Here is a 13,475-nt window from a genome sequence, read left to right as displayed (position 1 = left end):
GTCGGGGAGCCTCCTCGGCTTGGGCCTGCGGGGTCTCCCCTAGACACGCTTTTCCCGCAGGAGTCTCGTACCTTCCGTTCCAATCAACTTTGTGTTTTAAAAGAAAAAACTGCAGGCCAGGCTCTTCTAAACCATGTTTAAGACTAGTTTATCCTTCATGTTTTTTTAACTATAATCCTCAATCGATTGAAGAAATTTGCGACACTCCTGCCGAATAACTGGCTAGACGAGACACCGCAGACGCTTGCGTCGAGGAGGCTTGGCAGACAGTCGGCGGAAAGGGAGCGGATTTCTGAAATCAAATGGAACTTTTTCAAAAGGAATATTGTAGGGAAACTGGCTCTTCTTCTCCAATTCGTCTTCAGTCTGGCGGTTCCATCAATTTTCCGGCAAAAGGAGTTCCGATTTGCTCTCGCCCGAACTAAAATTTTAAAAGTAAACTAGATTATCCTTCATAGTTTTTACAGTATTCCTTAAAGGATGGAAGAGATTTGCGACACTCCTGCCGAATAACTGGCTAGCCAAGACCCCAAAGGCGCTTGCTTTGATGAGGCTCGGCAGCCAGTCGGCGGAAAGGGAGCGGATTTCTGAAATCAGCTGGAACTTTTTTGAAAGAAAAAATGAGGGTAAAAGGGTTGTCTACATTCTGAAATGAGTTTTGTTTCCCTTTTATATGTTTCATCCAATATTCCCTGTGGTTGGTATAGGATATATTTACTATCCTGCTTCTCATCGTAAGGTCTTTATACTCTGAAATTCGGCAATTGTAAGAAAATCCCGATTGTATTATAATGATTAAGAGTATTGAGAATATTCAGAAGGAGGGGGCAAATGAGCAATAAGCCATGGCAAGCTATTTATCCGGAGCAGATACCCGCTGTTTTGTCGTATGAAGATAAACCTCTTTATTCTTTTTTGAAGGAATCAGCCGAAGAATTCCCTGATAAAGTATCGATTCATTTCCAGGGAAAAGAATTAACTTTCCGGGAAGTGCATGAATCTGCTTTAAAGTTTGCAGCCTATTTAAAAAGTATCGGACTTCAAAAAGGTGAACGCGTTGCTGTCATGCTTCCTAACTGCCCTCAAGGTGTCATAAGCTTTTTTGGGATATTGATGGCCGGAGGAGTCGTGGTTCAAACGAACCCAACCTATACTGAACGCGAATTAGAATATCAAATGAAAGATTCCGGAGCGAAAATGATTTTGGCGATGGATATTTTATTTCCCCGTGTTTCTGCAGTGGCATCAAGAACGGATATTGAACATATAATTGTAACCGCTATCAAGGAATATTTGCCATTCCCGAAAAATCTTATCTATCCTTTTATTCAAAAAAAGCAATACGGCATTGTCATCAATGTGGAGCATGAAGGGAATCATCATTTATTTTCCGAAATCATGAAAAGAAAGATCACTGAAGAAGTCACTGTGCCGATCGATGTGGATAATGATCTTGCCCTTTTACAATATACAGGTGGGACTACAGGCTTTCCCAAAGGAGTCATGCTTACCCATAAGAACTTGCTGGCAAATACGAAAATGTGTAATGCATGGCTTTATAAAAATAAGCGCGGTGAGGAAAGGATCCTTGCGATTCTGCCTTTCTTCCATGTGTACGGTATGACTACAGTCTTGGTTCTTTCCGTCATGGAAGGGAACACCATGATCATCATGCCAAAGTTTGATGTCGAAGCGACGCTTAAAACCATCCAAAAACAGAAACCGACCATGTTTCCAGGAGCGCCAACGATGTATATCGGGCTCTTGAACCATCCGGATATCGCTAAATATGATCTTTCTTCGATCAATGCCTGTATTAGCGGTTCTGCATCATTGCCCTTAGAGGTTCAAGAGCAGTTTGAGAAAATTACCGGCGGGAAGCTTGTTGAAGGCTATGGACTTTCTGAAACCTCACCTGTGACACATGCTAATTTCATTTGGGATCAGCCGCGTGTAAAAGGAAGCGTTGGACTGCCGTGGCCGGACACTGACTCGGCGATCCTGTCCCTGGAGTCCTATGAAGAGCTTCCTCCGAATGAAATAGGCGAGATTGCCATAAAAGGACCACAGGTAATGAAAGGTTATTGGAACCGTCCGGATGAAACGGAAAAAACCTTTAAAAATGGCTGGCTGCTTACTGGCGATCTGGGTTATATGGATGAGCAGGGGTTCTTTTATGTCGTCGAGAGGAAAAAGGATACAATCATTGCCGGCGGTTTCAATATATATCCACGTGAGGTGGAAGAGGTGCTATACGAGCATGAGGCCATACAGGAAGTAGTTGTGGCAGGCATCCCTGACCCTTATCGAGGAGAGACCGTCAAGGCCTTTGTCGTCCTGAAAAAAAATGCCAAGGTCACTGAACAGGAATTGAATGAATTTGCCAGAAAGAACCTGGCTTCGTATAAGGTACCGCGAAGCTATGAATTCAGGGATGAACTTCCTAAAACGACGATAGGAAAGATCCTGAGAAGAGTCCTTATCGAGGAGGAAAAGAAAAAAATATCCGAGGAAAGAAAAGAAGCTTAATCAAGCACCCCCTTTTAACGGAGCAGCGGAAGAAGGCTCCGTTTTGCAGAACAGCTGGACAAGCTATGGATGGTGACTGTACAATGAACAGAAGTGGAATGTAGGGATCCTTAAATAAGTTTTTGCTTGACAGTAAAGGGTCATCATTTTATGATAGAAATATGAATGATGGTTCATTCATATTTCTGAAAGGGGACATCCAGTGAAAAGCAACAGACCAAAGTATAATCAAATTATTGATGCGGCCGTTATTGTCATTGCCCAAAACGGTTACTATCAAGCCCAAGTATCCAAAATCGCCAAGCAGGCAGGCGTAGCGGATGGCACCATATATCTTTATTTTAAAAATAAAGAAGATATCTTAATATCATTATTCCATGAAAAGATGGGCTATTTTGTGGAACAGATCGAAGAAGAGATAAAAGGAAAGAGCACTGCTTCGGAAAAACTGCATGTGCTCATTCAAAAACATTTTAAAAACCTTTCAGAAGACGTGAATTTAGCAATTGTCACTCAGTTGGAATTAAGACAGTCGAATAAAGAATTGCGCCTTAGGATTAATGATGTGTTAAGAGGGTATTTAAATTTAATCGATCAGATCATTATAGAGGGAAAAGAGAACGGCGAATTCCTGCCTGATTTAAATAATTTACTTGCCAGGCAGATGATTTTTGGAACGATTGATGAAACTGTGACGACTTGGGTCATGAATGAGCAAAAGTATTCGCTCCCTGACCTTGCACCAGACGTTCACCGCCTGCTGATTGGCGGCTGTGGCCTGAAAAGTTAACGATTTAAATAGAGGATGGCTAGCCATCCTCGAAAGAATCGGTTAATTCTGCTTCTAGCTTTAACTGGAAGTGATACATATAGAATTTTCAAAAAAGTTTGACTAGTATGCCTGGAGGGATTGATATGGAATATCTTAAGCTTTCTGTCGAAAATCATGTGGCTTTTATAACGATTGATCATGCACCAGCAAATGCACTTTCTTCGGCTATCATCGGAGAGCTTTCACAGGCATTCGATCAAATTGAGAAAGACGAAGCCGTACGGGTTGTCCTTCTTCATGGTGAAGGAAGATTCTTCTCTGCAGGAGCGGACATTAAAGAGTTTACGGAAGTGAAAAACGGGAAAGCCTTCGAGAAGCTGACCAAGAATGGTCAATCTGTATTTGAGAAAATCGAATCTTTTCCAAAACCGGTCATTGCAGCCATCCATGGAGCGGCGCTTGGCGGAGGATTGGAGCTGGCTATGGCCTGCCACATCCGTTTGGTCACCGAAAGGGCTAAACTTGGTTTGCCTGAGCTGCAGTTGGGCTTAATCCCCGGGTTTGCTGGGACCCAACGTCTTCCTCGTTACGTAGGCATGGCAAAGGCAGCTGAAATGCTGTTTACAAGTGAACCGATTTCAGGCACCCAAGCTGTGCAATGCGGATTGGCGAATCATGCCTTCACGGATGAAGAACTGATTCCAAAAGCTAAGGATCTAGCCAATAAAATTGCCAAGAAGAGCCCACTGGCATTAAAGTCGGCCATTGAGTTATTGAATTATTCCAAGCATGATTCCTACCATAAAGGTGTGGAAAGGGAAGCTGCCCTCTTTGGCCAGGCTTTCGATACTGCTGATGCACAAGAAGGAATCGCCGCTTTCATTGAAAAAAGGGAAGCTGTATTCAAAGGGAAATGATGTTTCGGTTTAAATAACTATTTTTATATATCATGCAGGATTTTGGTGAAATCTGTAGAACATTACTATATATCAATAAAATTCATAATCTTCAAAACTCAAATTATTCGGGAGGTATTATCGTGAACATTTATGTACTGCTGAAAAGAACATTTGATACAGAAGAAAAAATTACACTATCCAACGGGAAAATCAATGAGGATGGAGCAGAATTCATCATTAATCCATACGATGAGTATGCAGTTGAAGAAGCAATCCAGGTGCGTGATGCACAAGGCGGCGAAGTAACGGTTATTTCTGTCGGAACGGAAGAGGCTGAAAAGCAATTACGCACAGCGCTGGCAATGGGTGCTGACAAAGCTGTATTGATAAATATAGAAGACGACATAGAAAATGGCGACCAATTCACGACTGCCAAAATTATTGGCGAATACTTAAAAGATAAAAACGCCGATCTAATCATTGCAGGGAACGTTGCAATCGATGGCGGCTCCGGTCAAGTGGGACCACGCGTTGCCGAAATTTTGGAGATTCCTTATATTACAACCATTACTAAATTGGACATAGAAAATGGAAATGTAAGCGTTATCCGTGATGTCGAAGGTGACTCTGAAACGATCGAAGCCTCTCTTCCATTATTGGTGACAGCGCAACAAGGGCTAAATGAGCCACGTTATCCTTCATTGCCAGGAATCATGAAGGCAAAGAAAAAACCGCTTGAAGAATTGGAATTGGATGACCTGGATTTGGAAGAAGACGATGTTGAGGCCAAAACAAAAACGATTGAAATTTACCTTCCTGCTAAAAAAGAAGCTGGAAAAGTTTTGGACGGGGAAATCAGTGCTCAAGTTACCGAGCTTGTTCAATTATTACGCAGTGAAGCAAAAGTGATTTAATCGAAACGGTACTTTTCAAAACAACAACACACGACAAAAAGAAAAATAGAGCACAGGAGGTTTTTATAAATGGCTAGAAAGTTTCTTGTATTGGGCGAAGTTCGTGATGGTTCACTAAGAAATGTATCATTTGAAGCTATCGGTGCGGCTAAGCTTGCTGCGGATGGCGGGGAAATCGTTGGTGTTTTAGTTGGTGACAGCGTTCAGAATTTCGGTAATGAATTGATCCAGTATGGTGCAGACCGGGTTATTGCAGTCGAAAATGATCAATTGAAACAATATACTTCAGATGGATATGCGCAAAGCTTGCTTGCCGTCATCGAGCAGGAAAAGCCGGAAGGGATTTTCTTTGGACATACGGCCTTAGGAAAAGATCTTGCACCTAAATTGGCTGGAAAACTTGAATCAGGATTGATTTCCGACGTTACATCCATTGAAGAAGAAGGCGGAAATATCGTTTTCACCCGCCCGATATATTCTGGTAAAGCGTTTGAAAAGAAAATTGTTACAGCTGGCGTGATTTTCGCGACAATCCGTCCGAACAATATCGAACCATTAGCGAAAGATGAGTCCCGTTCTGGTGATGTTTCTACATTAAGTGTGGATATTAAGGACTTACGGACAATCATTAAGGATGTTGTTAGAAAAGCCAGTGAAGGGGTCGACCTTTCAGAAGCGAAAGTAATCATCGCGGGTGGCCGTGGCGTGAAAAGTGAAGATGGTTTTGAACCATTAAAGGAACTGGCACAGGTTCTTGGCGGAGCGGTAGGAGCTTCCCGAGGAGCATGTGATGCAGACTATTGCGATTACTCATTACAAATCGGGCAAACGGGTAAAGTCGTAACACCTGACCTTTATATCGCCTGCGGAATTTCCGGTGCAATCCAGCATTTAGCGGGAATGTCCAACTCCAAGGTTATCGTTGCCATCAATAAAGACCCGGAAGCTAACATATTCAATGTGGCTGATTATGGAATTGTCGGAGATCTTTTCGAAGTCGTTCCATTGCTTACGGAAGAATTCAAAAAACTTAAAGTTAACGCGTAAAAGAAATAATACAGATGAGGGGCAAGACATTCGGCATAAGCCGATACATGTCTTGCCCCTTTATTTGCGCTACTGGGGAGGGTTTTTGGCCTGCATAATCACTCTTTTTTTGGACATCCTACCACTGAAGCAAAATATTAGCATCGATTTGAGCAACAGTGGTATACTGTTTTTAGTTATTTGAGTAAATTTGAGGAGGAAATATATATGGCTATTGTAAATGCAACTGACCAAACTTTCACAACAGATACTAGCGAAGGTGTCGTTCTTGTAGACTTTTGGGCTCCATGGTGTGGACCTTGTAAAATGATCGCTCCTGTTCTTCAAGAGCTTGATACTGAAATTGGCGATACAGCAAAAATCGTAAAAGTGGATGTAGATGAAAACCAAGAAACAGCTGGAAAATTCGGTGTGATGAGCATCCCGACATTAATCGTCCTTAAAGACGGTGAAGTGGTCGATAAGGTTGTTGGTTTCCAACCTAAAGAAGCACTTGCTGAACTTATTGCAAAACACGCGTAATAGTAAGTTAGCTAAAAAAAGCTTCAAGTCTGCGGACTTGAAGCTTTTTTCGCTATCTTGATATATAATGATTGTAAAAATGGGAGAACAGGAGGCTGAATGCATGAATCAACAAATAAAGAATAAACTTGCCCTTCTTCCCGATCAACCTGGTTGTTATTTAATGAAAGATCGTCAGGGAACGATCATATATGTAGGCAAAGCGAAAGTGTTGAAAAATCGTGTCCGTTCTTATTTTACGGGATCTCATGATGGGAAAACATTTCGACTCGTGAACGAGATTGAGGATTTCGAATACATCGTCACCTCTTCCAATATCGAGGCTCTTATTTTAGAGTTGAACTTAATCAAAAAACATGACCCAAAATATAATGTCATGCTAAAGGATGATAAGACGTATCCTTTCATCAAGCTGACTGCGGAACGCCACCCGCGTCTAATCATTACGCGAAAGGTCAAAAAAGACAAAGGGAAATATTTTGGTCCTTATCCGAATGCATTTGCAGCTAACGAAACGAAAAAATTGCTCGACCGCATCTATCCCCTAAGAAAATGCAATACGTTACCGGATCGCGTTTGTCTCTACTATCACCTTGGCCAGTGCCTTGCCCCATGTGTATATGATGTAGAGGAACAGGAATATAAAAAAATGGTCGATGATATCAACCGGTTCTTGAACGGCGGGCATACTGAAATAAAAAAAGAACTGACTGAAAAAATGCTGGAGGCATCGGAAGAGCTCGATTTCGAGAGGGCCAAGGAGTTCCGTGACAAGATTGCCCACATCGATATTACGATGGAAAAGCAGAAAATGATGACGACCGATTTCATCGACAGGGATGTATTTGGCTTTGCCTATGATAAAGGCTGGATGTGCGTTCAGGTATTTTTTGTCCGGCAGGGTAAATTGATAGAAAGGGATGTTTCGCTTTTTCCGGTCTACGATGAACCGGAACAGGAACTTCTTACATTCCTCGGTCAGTTTTACGAGATTACGAACCACTTTAAACCAAAGGAAATCTTGCTGCCAGAATCTGTGGATGCCGAAATGGCCGAAGGGCTGCTTGGTGTCAAAACGATTCACCCGAAACGGGGAGCGAAAAAAGACATGCTTAAATTGGCGAATAAAAATGCCTCCATCGCCCTTCAGGAAAAATTCTCTTTGATTGAAAGGGATGAAGAAAGAACGATCAATGCGGTGGAAAACCTCGGGAAACAACTGGGTATCTACACCCCGCATCGAATTGAAGCTTTTGATAACTCCAATATCCAGGGAAGTGACCCCGTTTCCGCTTTAGTCGTGTTCATTGATGGGAAGCCGGAAAAAAGAGAGTACCGCAAATATAAGATCAAGACGGTCCAGGGACCTGATGATTATGAATCGATGCGTGAAGTGGTCAGAAGAAGATATTCACGAGTATTGAAAGAAGGGCTGCCGCTTCCGGACTTGATCATCATTGATGGCGGAAAGGGACATGTCGAAGCGGTAAGGGATATTCTGGAAAATGAATTAGGCTTGGATATTCCACTTTCAGGCCTCATTAAGGATGAAAAGCATAGAACCTCGCAATTGATGATCGGAAATCCGCTTGAACTTGTACCTCTTGATTCAAGGAGCCAGGAATTTTACCTATTGCAAAGAATTCAGGATGAAGTGCATCGGTTCGCGATTACGTTTCATCGCCAGCTACGCGGGAAAAATGCGGTTCACTCCCAGCTTGATGATATTCCAGGAGTCGGGGAAAAGCGAAGGAAGCAATTATTAAGGCATTTTGGATCATTGAAGAAAATCAAAGAGGCGACGGCCGAGGAAATCATGGAAGCTGGCATGCCAAAAGGGGTAGCCGAGGGAATCGTTAGAAAATTACAAGAATAATCTTGCTACCGATAAATCTCTATGCTATGATTAAAAGGAATTTTTAACTAGACAACTTAAAAGTGCTGATAGAGGTGCGGAATTCAAGAGTAAAAACCTGGAGAAGTATGAGCTTCCATGAAAGGTTTTGAAAGGGGACGCCGCCGAAGGAAGACAAGACTCATACCTTGTCCTCCTGGTCCGACATTTAAGAAATGGCGGATTGTCAGGGTTTATACCCTGGAGAGCTATCTCACTGTGTTTACAGTATTAGATATGTGACCACAGCAATGAGATATTTCTCATTGCTTTTTTTATTGCCTAAAAAGTAGAGAGGGTGCATGAGGATGGCATTAATCGTTCAAAAATTCGGCGGAACATCCGTCGGTAGCGTAGAAAAAATCAAAAATGTTGCCAATCGGGTAATCGAGGAAGCGGAGAATGGAAATGAGGTTGTCGTCGTTGTTTCAGCTATGGGGAAAACAACGGACCAATTGGTTTCCATGGCGCGTGATATTTCCGGATCCCCGAGCAAGAGGGAAATGGATATGCTATTGACGACTGGGGAACAAGTAACGATTTCCCTGTTAACGATGGCATTGATTGAAGAAGGACATGAAGCCATTTCGTATACTGGCTGGCAGGCTGGCATGCAAACGGAATCCGTTCATGGGAATGCCCGGATTTTAAACATCGATGCCACGAGGATCCAAGCTCAGCTTCAGGAGAAGAAAATAGTGGTGGTAGCCGGTTTCCAGGGTAACGATGCAAATGGGGAAATCACTACCTTAGGGCGAGGAGGATCCGATACGACGGCGGTTGCCATCGCTGCAGCGCTGAATGCGGATAGATGCGATATTTATACGGATGTAACGGGTGTTTTCACAACGGACCCACGCTACATAAAAGGCGCGCGAAAACTCCAATCCATTTCTTACGATGAAATGCTGGAACTTGCCAACCTGGGGGCGGGTGTCCTTCACCCAAGGGCTGTCGAATATGCAAAAAATTATCAAATTCCGCTTGAAGTCCGTTCAAGCATGGAGAAAGAATCAGGTACGATCATAGAGGAGGAAGCAACTATGGAAGAAAACTTAATTGTACGCGGCATTGCTTTTGAAGACAGTATTACGAGGGTCACAATATATGGTTTGCCCCAATCACTTGGTGCATTATCCACAATCTTCACGACGCTTGCGAAAAACCGGATCAATGTGGACATCATCATTCAAAGCATGACTGCCGAGGATACGACGAATCTATCTTTTTCCACAAAAAGTGAAGATACGGAAGCGGCCTTGATCGTGCTGGAAAATAATAAAGAACAATTGGGGTTCGACCGAGTCGAAACGGAGAGCGGGTTGGCCAAAGTGTCCATCGTCGGTTCTGGTATGGTATCCAATCCGGGAGTGGCTGCCGAAATGTTTGAAGTGATGGCCAATACAGGCATCCAGGTGAAAATGGTCAGCACATCGGAAATTAAAGTTTCGACCGTCGTCAATGAAAAGGAAATGGTGAAGGCGGTTGAATCCCTTCATGAAGCATTTAAACTTGGTCAGCATGCAAATGTGCTAGCTTAAGTGTCAGGAGTCCAATAAAAAACAGACTTCCGGTAAAAAGGGTAAGTCTGTTTTCAGGGCTCATTAGATTGGATCTCTGGGATCCCATTGGATGGTGAATATCACTTTTTTTGCGCGGCGTTTGATTTCTTCCGTTGATTCGCTGAGGAATTTTTTTTGCAGTGTAAACTGCTCGGCAAGGAAACCGGCTTCAAGTTGGAAGTGACAATCCGGGTGTAAATCCAAACGGCGGCTGATTATTTCACCTGTCAGGGATAATTCCATCTCGTGTTTCGTATATTTCAAGATTTCCAGATTGCCCCATCCAGCGTTTTGGAAGAATTCAATCACTTCCTGATCGCCATTCAATGGGAATTTTCTTGCTAATTGTTTACCTGCCCAATAGAGGATTTGATTAGAGTCTTTTCCGAGAATATCGTTCAATAGAACTTCTCTGATTAATTCGTATCCGAAAGCTGGAACTTGGAATTCTTCAGTTGTTTGAATTTCTTCAGTTTGAATCTCTTCTTCTATCGCAGCAGCAATATTTTTTTTCATAATTTATCGCCTCTTTCTGTAAATCTATTATAAACGTATTTCTTTTGCAAATTATACTGTTTTTTATTTATTTAAATCACAATTGGAAAAAAATGAGAAATTATACCGGGATATTAATAGTTAAATTAGAAATTTCTTCAAAATATCATCTTGACAAACAAAAAATAGCCAATATAATCCAATAAAATCTATTCTGAAAAAGAGATTTCTTGTATCCGTTTTCTTGACGCACATAGAAGTCAGGAGTAAAATGGACATGTCACATAATTGTAAAGGAAGTATAGAGGAGTTTTTTGACTCTATACTGTATTTTCACGCGGAGATAAAAGGTAGCCACCAGTTTATCTTTGCATGATTTTTCACAAATTAAGGGGGGGCACTTAGTGGCAAAAAATCGTGAGTTTGGGAATCGCAGGCTTCATTCACTTCTAGGAGTAATTCCAATTGGTCTATTCCTAATTTTTCATTTATCGGTAAACTTTATGGCAACAAAAGGAGAAGAAACTTTTAATGGGGCAGTTCATTTAATTGAGTATACGCCCGTGAAGATTTTGGTAGAATGGGTCGTCATCTATCTACCGCTCATTTTCCATGCTGTGTACGGAATTTATATTGCCTTTACAGCAAAAAACAATTTAGGCAGATTTAGTTTCTTCCGTAACTGGATGTTCATGCTGCAACGCCTAACTGGAATCATAACGTTGATTTTCCTTGTTTGGCATATATGGGCAACTAGAATTCAAGCAGCTATGGGTGCTGAAGTTAACTTTGACATGATGGCAGAGATTTTCTCTAGTCCATTCATGATTGTGTTCTATATTGTTGGTATTATCTCGGCAATCTTCCACTTTGCTAATGGATTATGGTCATTTGCTGTGAGCTGGGGTCTTACAGTTTCACCAAGATCGCAAAGAATCATGACTTACTTTACATTGATCGTTTTCGTTCTTCTTTCTTATATCGGAATCAGCGCAATTTTCGCATTCGTATAAGAAGATAGAGTTCATTTATAAGAATTAGGAAAAACATAGCTTGGCTAATGGAAATAAGGGAGTGACAGAATTGGGTAAAGGTAAAATAGTTATCGTTGGTGGAGGTCTAGCTGGATTAATGGCTACGATCAAAGCAGCAGAGCTGGGACAACAGGTTGATTTATTTTCTTTAGTGCCTGTTAAACGCTCTCACTCAGTTTGTGCCCAAGGCGGAATCAACGGGGCAGTAAATACAAAAGGTGAAGGGGATTCTCCATATATCCACTTCGACGATACAGTTTATGGCGGAGATTTCTTGGCTAACCAACCGCCGGTTAAAGCGATGTGCGAAGCAGCACCATCGATCATTCATATGTTTGACCGTATGGGTGTTATGTTCAACCGTACTCCGGAAGGTCTTCTTGATTTCCGTCGTTTCGGTGGTACTCAACATAGCCGTACAGCATTCGCTGGTGCAACAACTGGTCAGCAATTACTTTACGCATTGGACGAGCAGGTTCGCCGTTATGAAGTTGAAGGCCTTGTAACGAAATATGAAGGCTGGGAATTCCTTGGAGCTGTTATCGATGATGAGCAAACAGCACGCGGTATCGTAGCACAAAACCTGACTTCAATGGAAATCAAATCATTCCCTGGAGACGCAGTCATCATGGCGAGCGGCGGCCCTGGAATCATTTTCGGTAAATCAACGAACTCAATGATCAATACAGGCTCAGCAGCTTCCATCGTTTATCAGCAAGGTGTTAATTATGCTAATGGTGAGTTCATTCAAATTCACCCGACAGCAATCCCTGGCGATGACAAACTTCGTCTAATGAGTGAATCCGCTCGTGGTGAAGGTGGACGTATCTGGACATATAAAGACGGGAAACCTTGGTATTTCCTTGAAGAAAAATACCCTGCTTATGGTAATCTAGTACCTCGTGATATCGCGACTCGTGAAATCTTCGACGTATGTATGAACATGAAGCTTGGCATTAATGGTGAAAACATGGTTTACCTGGATCTATCACATAAAGATCCTAAATTACTTGATATTAAACTTGGCGGAATCATTGAAATCTACGAGAAATTCATGGGTGAAGATCCTCGTAAAGTTCCAATGAAAATTTTCCCTGCCGTTCACTATTCTATGGGCGGACTTTGGGTTGATTATGACCAAATGACTAACATCAAAGGTTTATTCGCTGCAGGTGAGTGCGATTATTCACAACATGGCGGTAACCGTCTTGGTGCCAACTCACTTCTTTCCGCAATCTATGGTGGTTCAGTCGCTGGACCGAACGCCGTTAAATATATTGAAGGCCTTGCTAAAACTTCAGAATCCATTCCTTCTTCATTGTATGAAGGGTACGAAAAACAAGAACAAGAGAAATGGAATGAAGTCATGTCTCTTGATGGTAACGAAAATGCGTACGTCCTTCACAAAGAACTTGGTGAGTGGATGACACAGCATGTTACTGTAGTTCGTTACAATGACAAGCTGAAAGAAACGGATAACAAGATTCTTGAGCTGATGGAACGTTACAAGAAAATTAACATCAATGACACGGCTAAATGGAGTAACCAAGGAGCTGCATTCACTAGACAGCTGCAAAACATGATGCAATTGGCTCGTGTAATCACAATTGGTGCATTAAACCGTGACGAAAGCCGCGGAGCGCATTACAAACCTGATTTCCCAGAACGTAATGATGAGGAATTCATGAAAACTACTATGGCAACATTCAAAGGCTTGGATCAAGCACCTGAATTCCATTATGAAGACATAGATGTATCACTGATCGCACCGCGTAAACGTGACTACACTACGAAACACTAAAGAGGG

At 42.2% G+C, this 13,475-nt stretch carries 11 protein-coding genes and 1 riboswitch; of the genes, 10 read left to right on the top strand and 1 reads right to left on the bottom strand.

Translation table 11 applies throughout. The features are described from left to right. Positions 1 to 831: 831 nt before the first annotated feature. From MKX49_RS17350 to MKX49_RS17315, 8 genes are all read left to right on the top strand, one after another. The gene (locus tag MKX49_RS17350; protein ID WP_340877154.1) at positions 832 to 2,529 is read left to right on the top strand and encodes a long-chain-fatty-acid--CoA ligase; all 1,698 of its coding nucleotides are present in this window, start codon (positions 832 to 834) and stop codon (positions 2,527 to 2,529) included. Between the two features lie 202 nt (positions 2,530 to 2,731). Continuing rightward, on the top strand, positions 2,732 to 3,319 hold the full coding sequence (locus tag MKX49_RS17345; RefSeq protein ID WP_048689000.1) for a TetR/AcrR family transcriptional regulator: 588 nt from the start codon (positions 2,732 to 2,734) through the stop codon (positions 3,317 to 3,319). Between the two features lie 125 nt (positions 3,320 to 3,444). Continuing rightward, on the top strand, positions 3,445 to 4,218 hold the full coding sequence (locus MKX49_RS17340) for an enoyl-CoA hydratase (RefSeq protein ID WP_095390741.1): 774 nt from the start codon (positions 3,445 to 3,447) through the stop codon (positions 4,216 to 4,218). A gap of 122 nt (positions 4,219 to 4,340) precedes the next feature. After that, the gene (locus tag MKX49_RS17335; RefSeq protein ID WP_048689004.1) at positions 4,341 to 5,114 is read left to right on the top strand and encodes an electron transfer flavoprotein subunit beta/FixA family protein; all 774 of its coding nucleotides are present in this window, start codon (positions 4,341 to 4,343) and stop codon (positions 5,112 to 5,114) included. Between the two features lie 69 nt (positions 5,115 to 5,183). Continuing rightward, positions 5,184 to 6,161, top strand: a complete 978-nt coding sequence (locus MKX49_RS17330) for an electron transfer flavoprotein subunit alpha/FixB family protein (protein ID WP_048689007.1) — start codon at positions 5,184 to 5,186, stop codon at positions 6,159 to 6,161. Positions 6,162 to 6,368: 207 nt separating this feature from the next. After that, the gene (trxA, locus tag MKX49_RS17325) at positions 6,369 to 6,683 is read left to right on the top strand and encodes a thioredoxin (RefSeq protein ID WP_034308995.1); all 315 of its coding nucleotides are present in this window, start codon (positions 6,369 to 6,371) and stop codon (positions 6,681 to 6,683) included. Between the two features lie 103 nt (positions 6,684 to 6,786). After that, positions 6,787 to 8,559, top strand: a complete 1,773-nt coding sequence (uvrC, locus tag MKX49_RS17320) for an excinuclease ABC subunit UvrC (RefSeq protein WP_053535876.1) — start codon at positions 6,787 to 6,789, stop codon at positions 8,557 to 8,559. 61 nt (positions 8,560 to 8,620) lie between these two features. Then, positions 8,621 to 8,797, top strand: a riboswitch (Lysine riboswitch). A gap of 88 nt (positions 8,798 to 8,885) precedes the next feature. Continuing rightward, positions 8,886 to 10,118: an aspartate kinase gene (locus MKX49_RS17315; protein WP_340877152.1), complete on the top strand. Its 1,233-nt coding sequence runs from the start codon at positions 8,886 to 8,888 to the stop codon at positions 10,116 to 10,118. Positions 10,119 to 10,181: 63 nt separating this feature from the next. Here MKX49_RS17315 and MKX49_RS17310 read toward each other — a convergent pair whose 3' ends face one another. Continuing rightward, entirely contained in the window at positions 10,182 to 10,655 is a 474-nt protein-coding gene (locus tag MKX49_RS17310; protein ID WP_340877151.1) for a YslB family protein, read from the bottom strand. Between the two features lie 383 nt (positions 10,656 to 11,038). On the opposite strand from MKX49_RS17310, the gene MKX49_RS17305 reads away from it, so the two are divergent. Beyond that, a complete protein-coding gene (locus tag MKX49_RS17305) occupies positions 11,039 to 11,647 on the top strand; it encodes a succinate dehydrogenase cytochrome b558 subunit (RefSeq protein ID WP_034308986.1) in 609 nt (202 codons plus the stop codon). Between the two features lie 70 nt (positions 11,648 to 11,717). Further along, positions 11,718 to 13,469 carry a succinate dehydrogenase flavoprotein subunit gene (sdhA, locus tag MKX49_RS17300; RefSeq protein WP_048689080.1) on the top strand — a complete coding sequence of 584 codons (1,752 nt, stop codon included), beginning with the start codon at positions 11,718 to 11,720 and terminating at the stop codon, positions 13,467 to 13,469. Positions 13,470 to 13,475: the final 6 nt, after the last annotated feature.

Source organism: Peribacillus sp. FSL M8-0224, from assembly GCF_038003055.1.
Lineage (GTDB): Bacteria > Bacillota > Bacilli > Bacillales > DSM-1321 > Peribacillus > Peribacillus frigoritolerans.
Note: the sequence above shows the minus strand (reverse complement) of the source record. Positions and strands in the feature narration are given on the sequence as shown.

What these genes read in the sequence shown, in the direction of transcription:
- MKX49_RS17350 (WP_340877154.1), top strand. Translation starts at nt 832, where the DNA reads ATGAGCAATAAGCCATGGCAAGCTATTTATCCGGAGCAGATACCCGCT.
- MKX49_RS17340 (WP_095390741.1), top strand. Translation starts at nt 3,445, where the DNA reads ATGGAATATCTTAAGCTTTCTGTCGAAAATCATGTGGCTTTTATAACG.
- MKX49_RS17330 (WP_048689007.1), top strand. Translation starts at nt 5,184, where the DNA reads ATGGCTAGAAAGTTTCTTGTATTGGGCGAAGTTCGTGATGGTTCACTA.
- trxA (WP_034308995.1), top strand. Translation starts at nt 6,369, where the DNA reads ATGGCTATTGTAAATGCAACTGACCAAACTTTCACAACAGATACTAGC.
- uvrC (WP_053535876.1), top strand. Translation starts at nt 6,787, where the DNA reads ATGAATCAACAAATAAAGAATAAACTTGCCCTTCTTCCCGATCAACCT.
- MKX49_RS17315 (WP_340877152.1), top strand. Translation starts at nt 8,886, where the DNA reads ATGGCATTAATCGTTCAAAAATTCGGCGGAACATCCGTCGGTAGCGTA.
- MKX49_RS17310 (WP_340877151.1), bottom strand. Translation starts at nt 10,655, where the DNA reads ATGAAAAAAAATATTGCTGCTGCGATAGAAGAAGAGATTCAAACTGAA.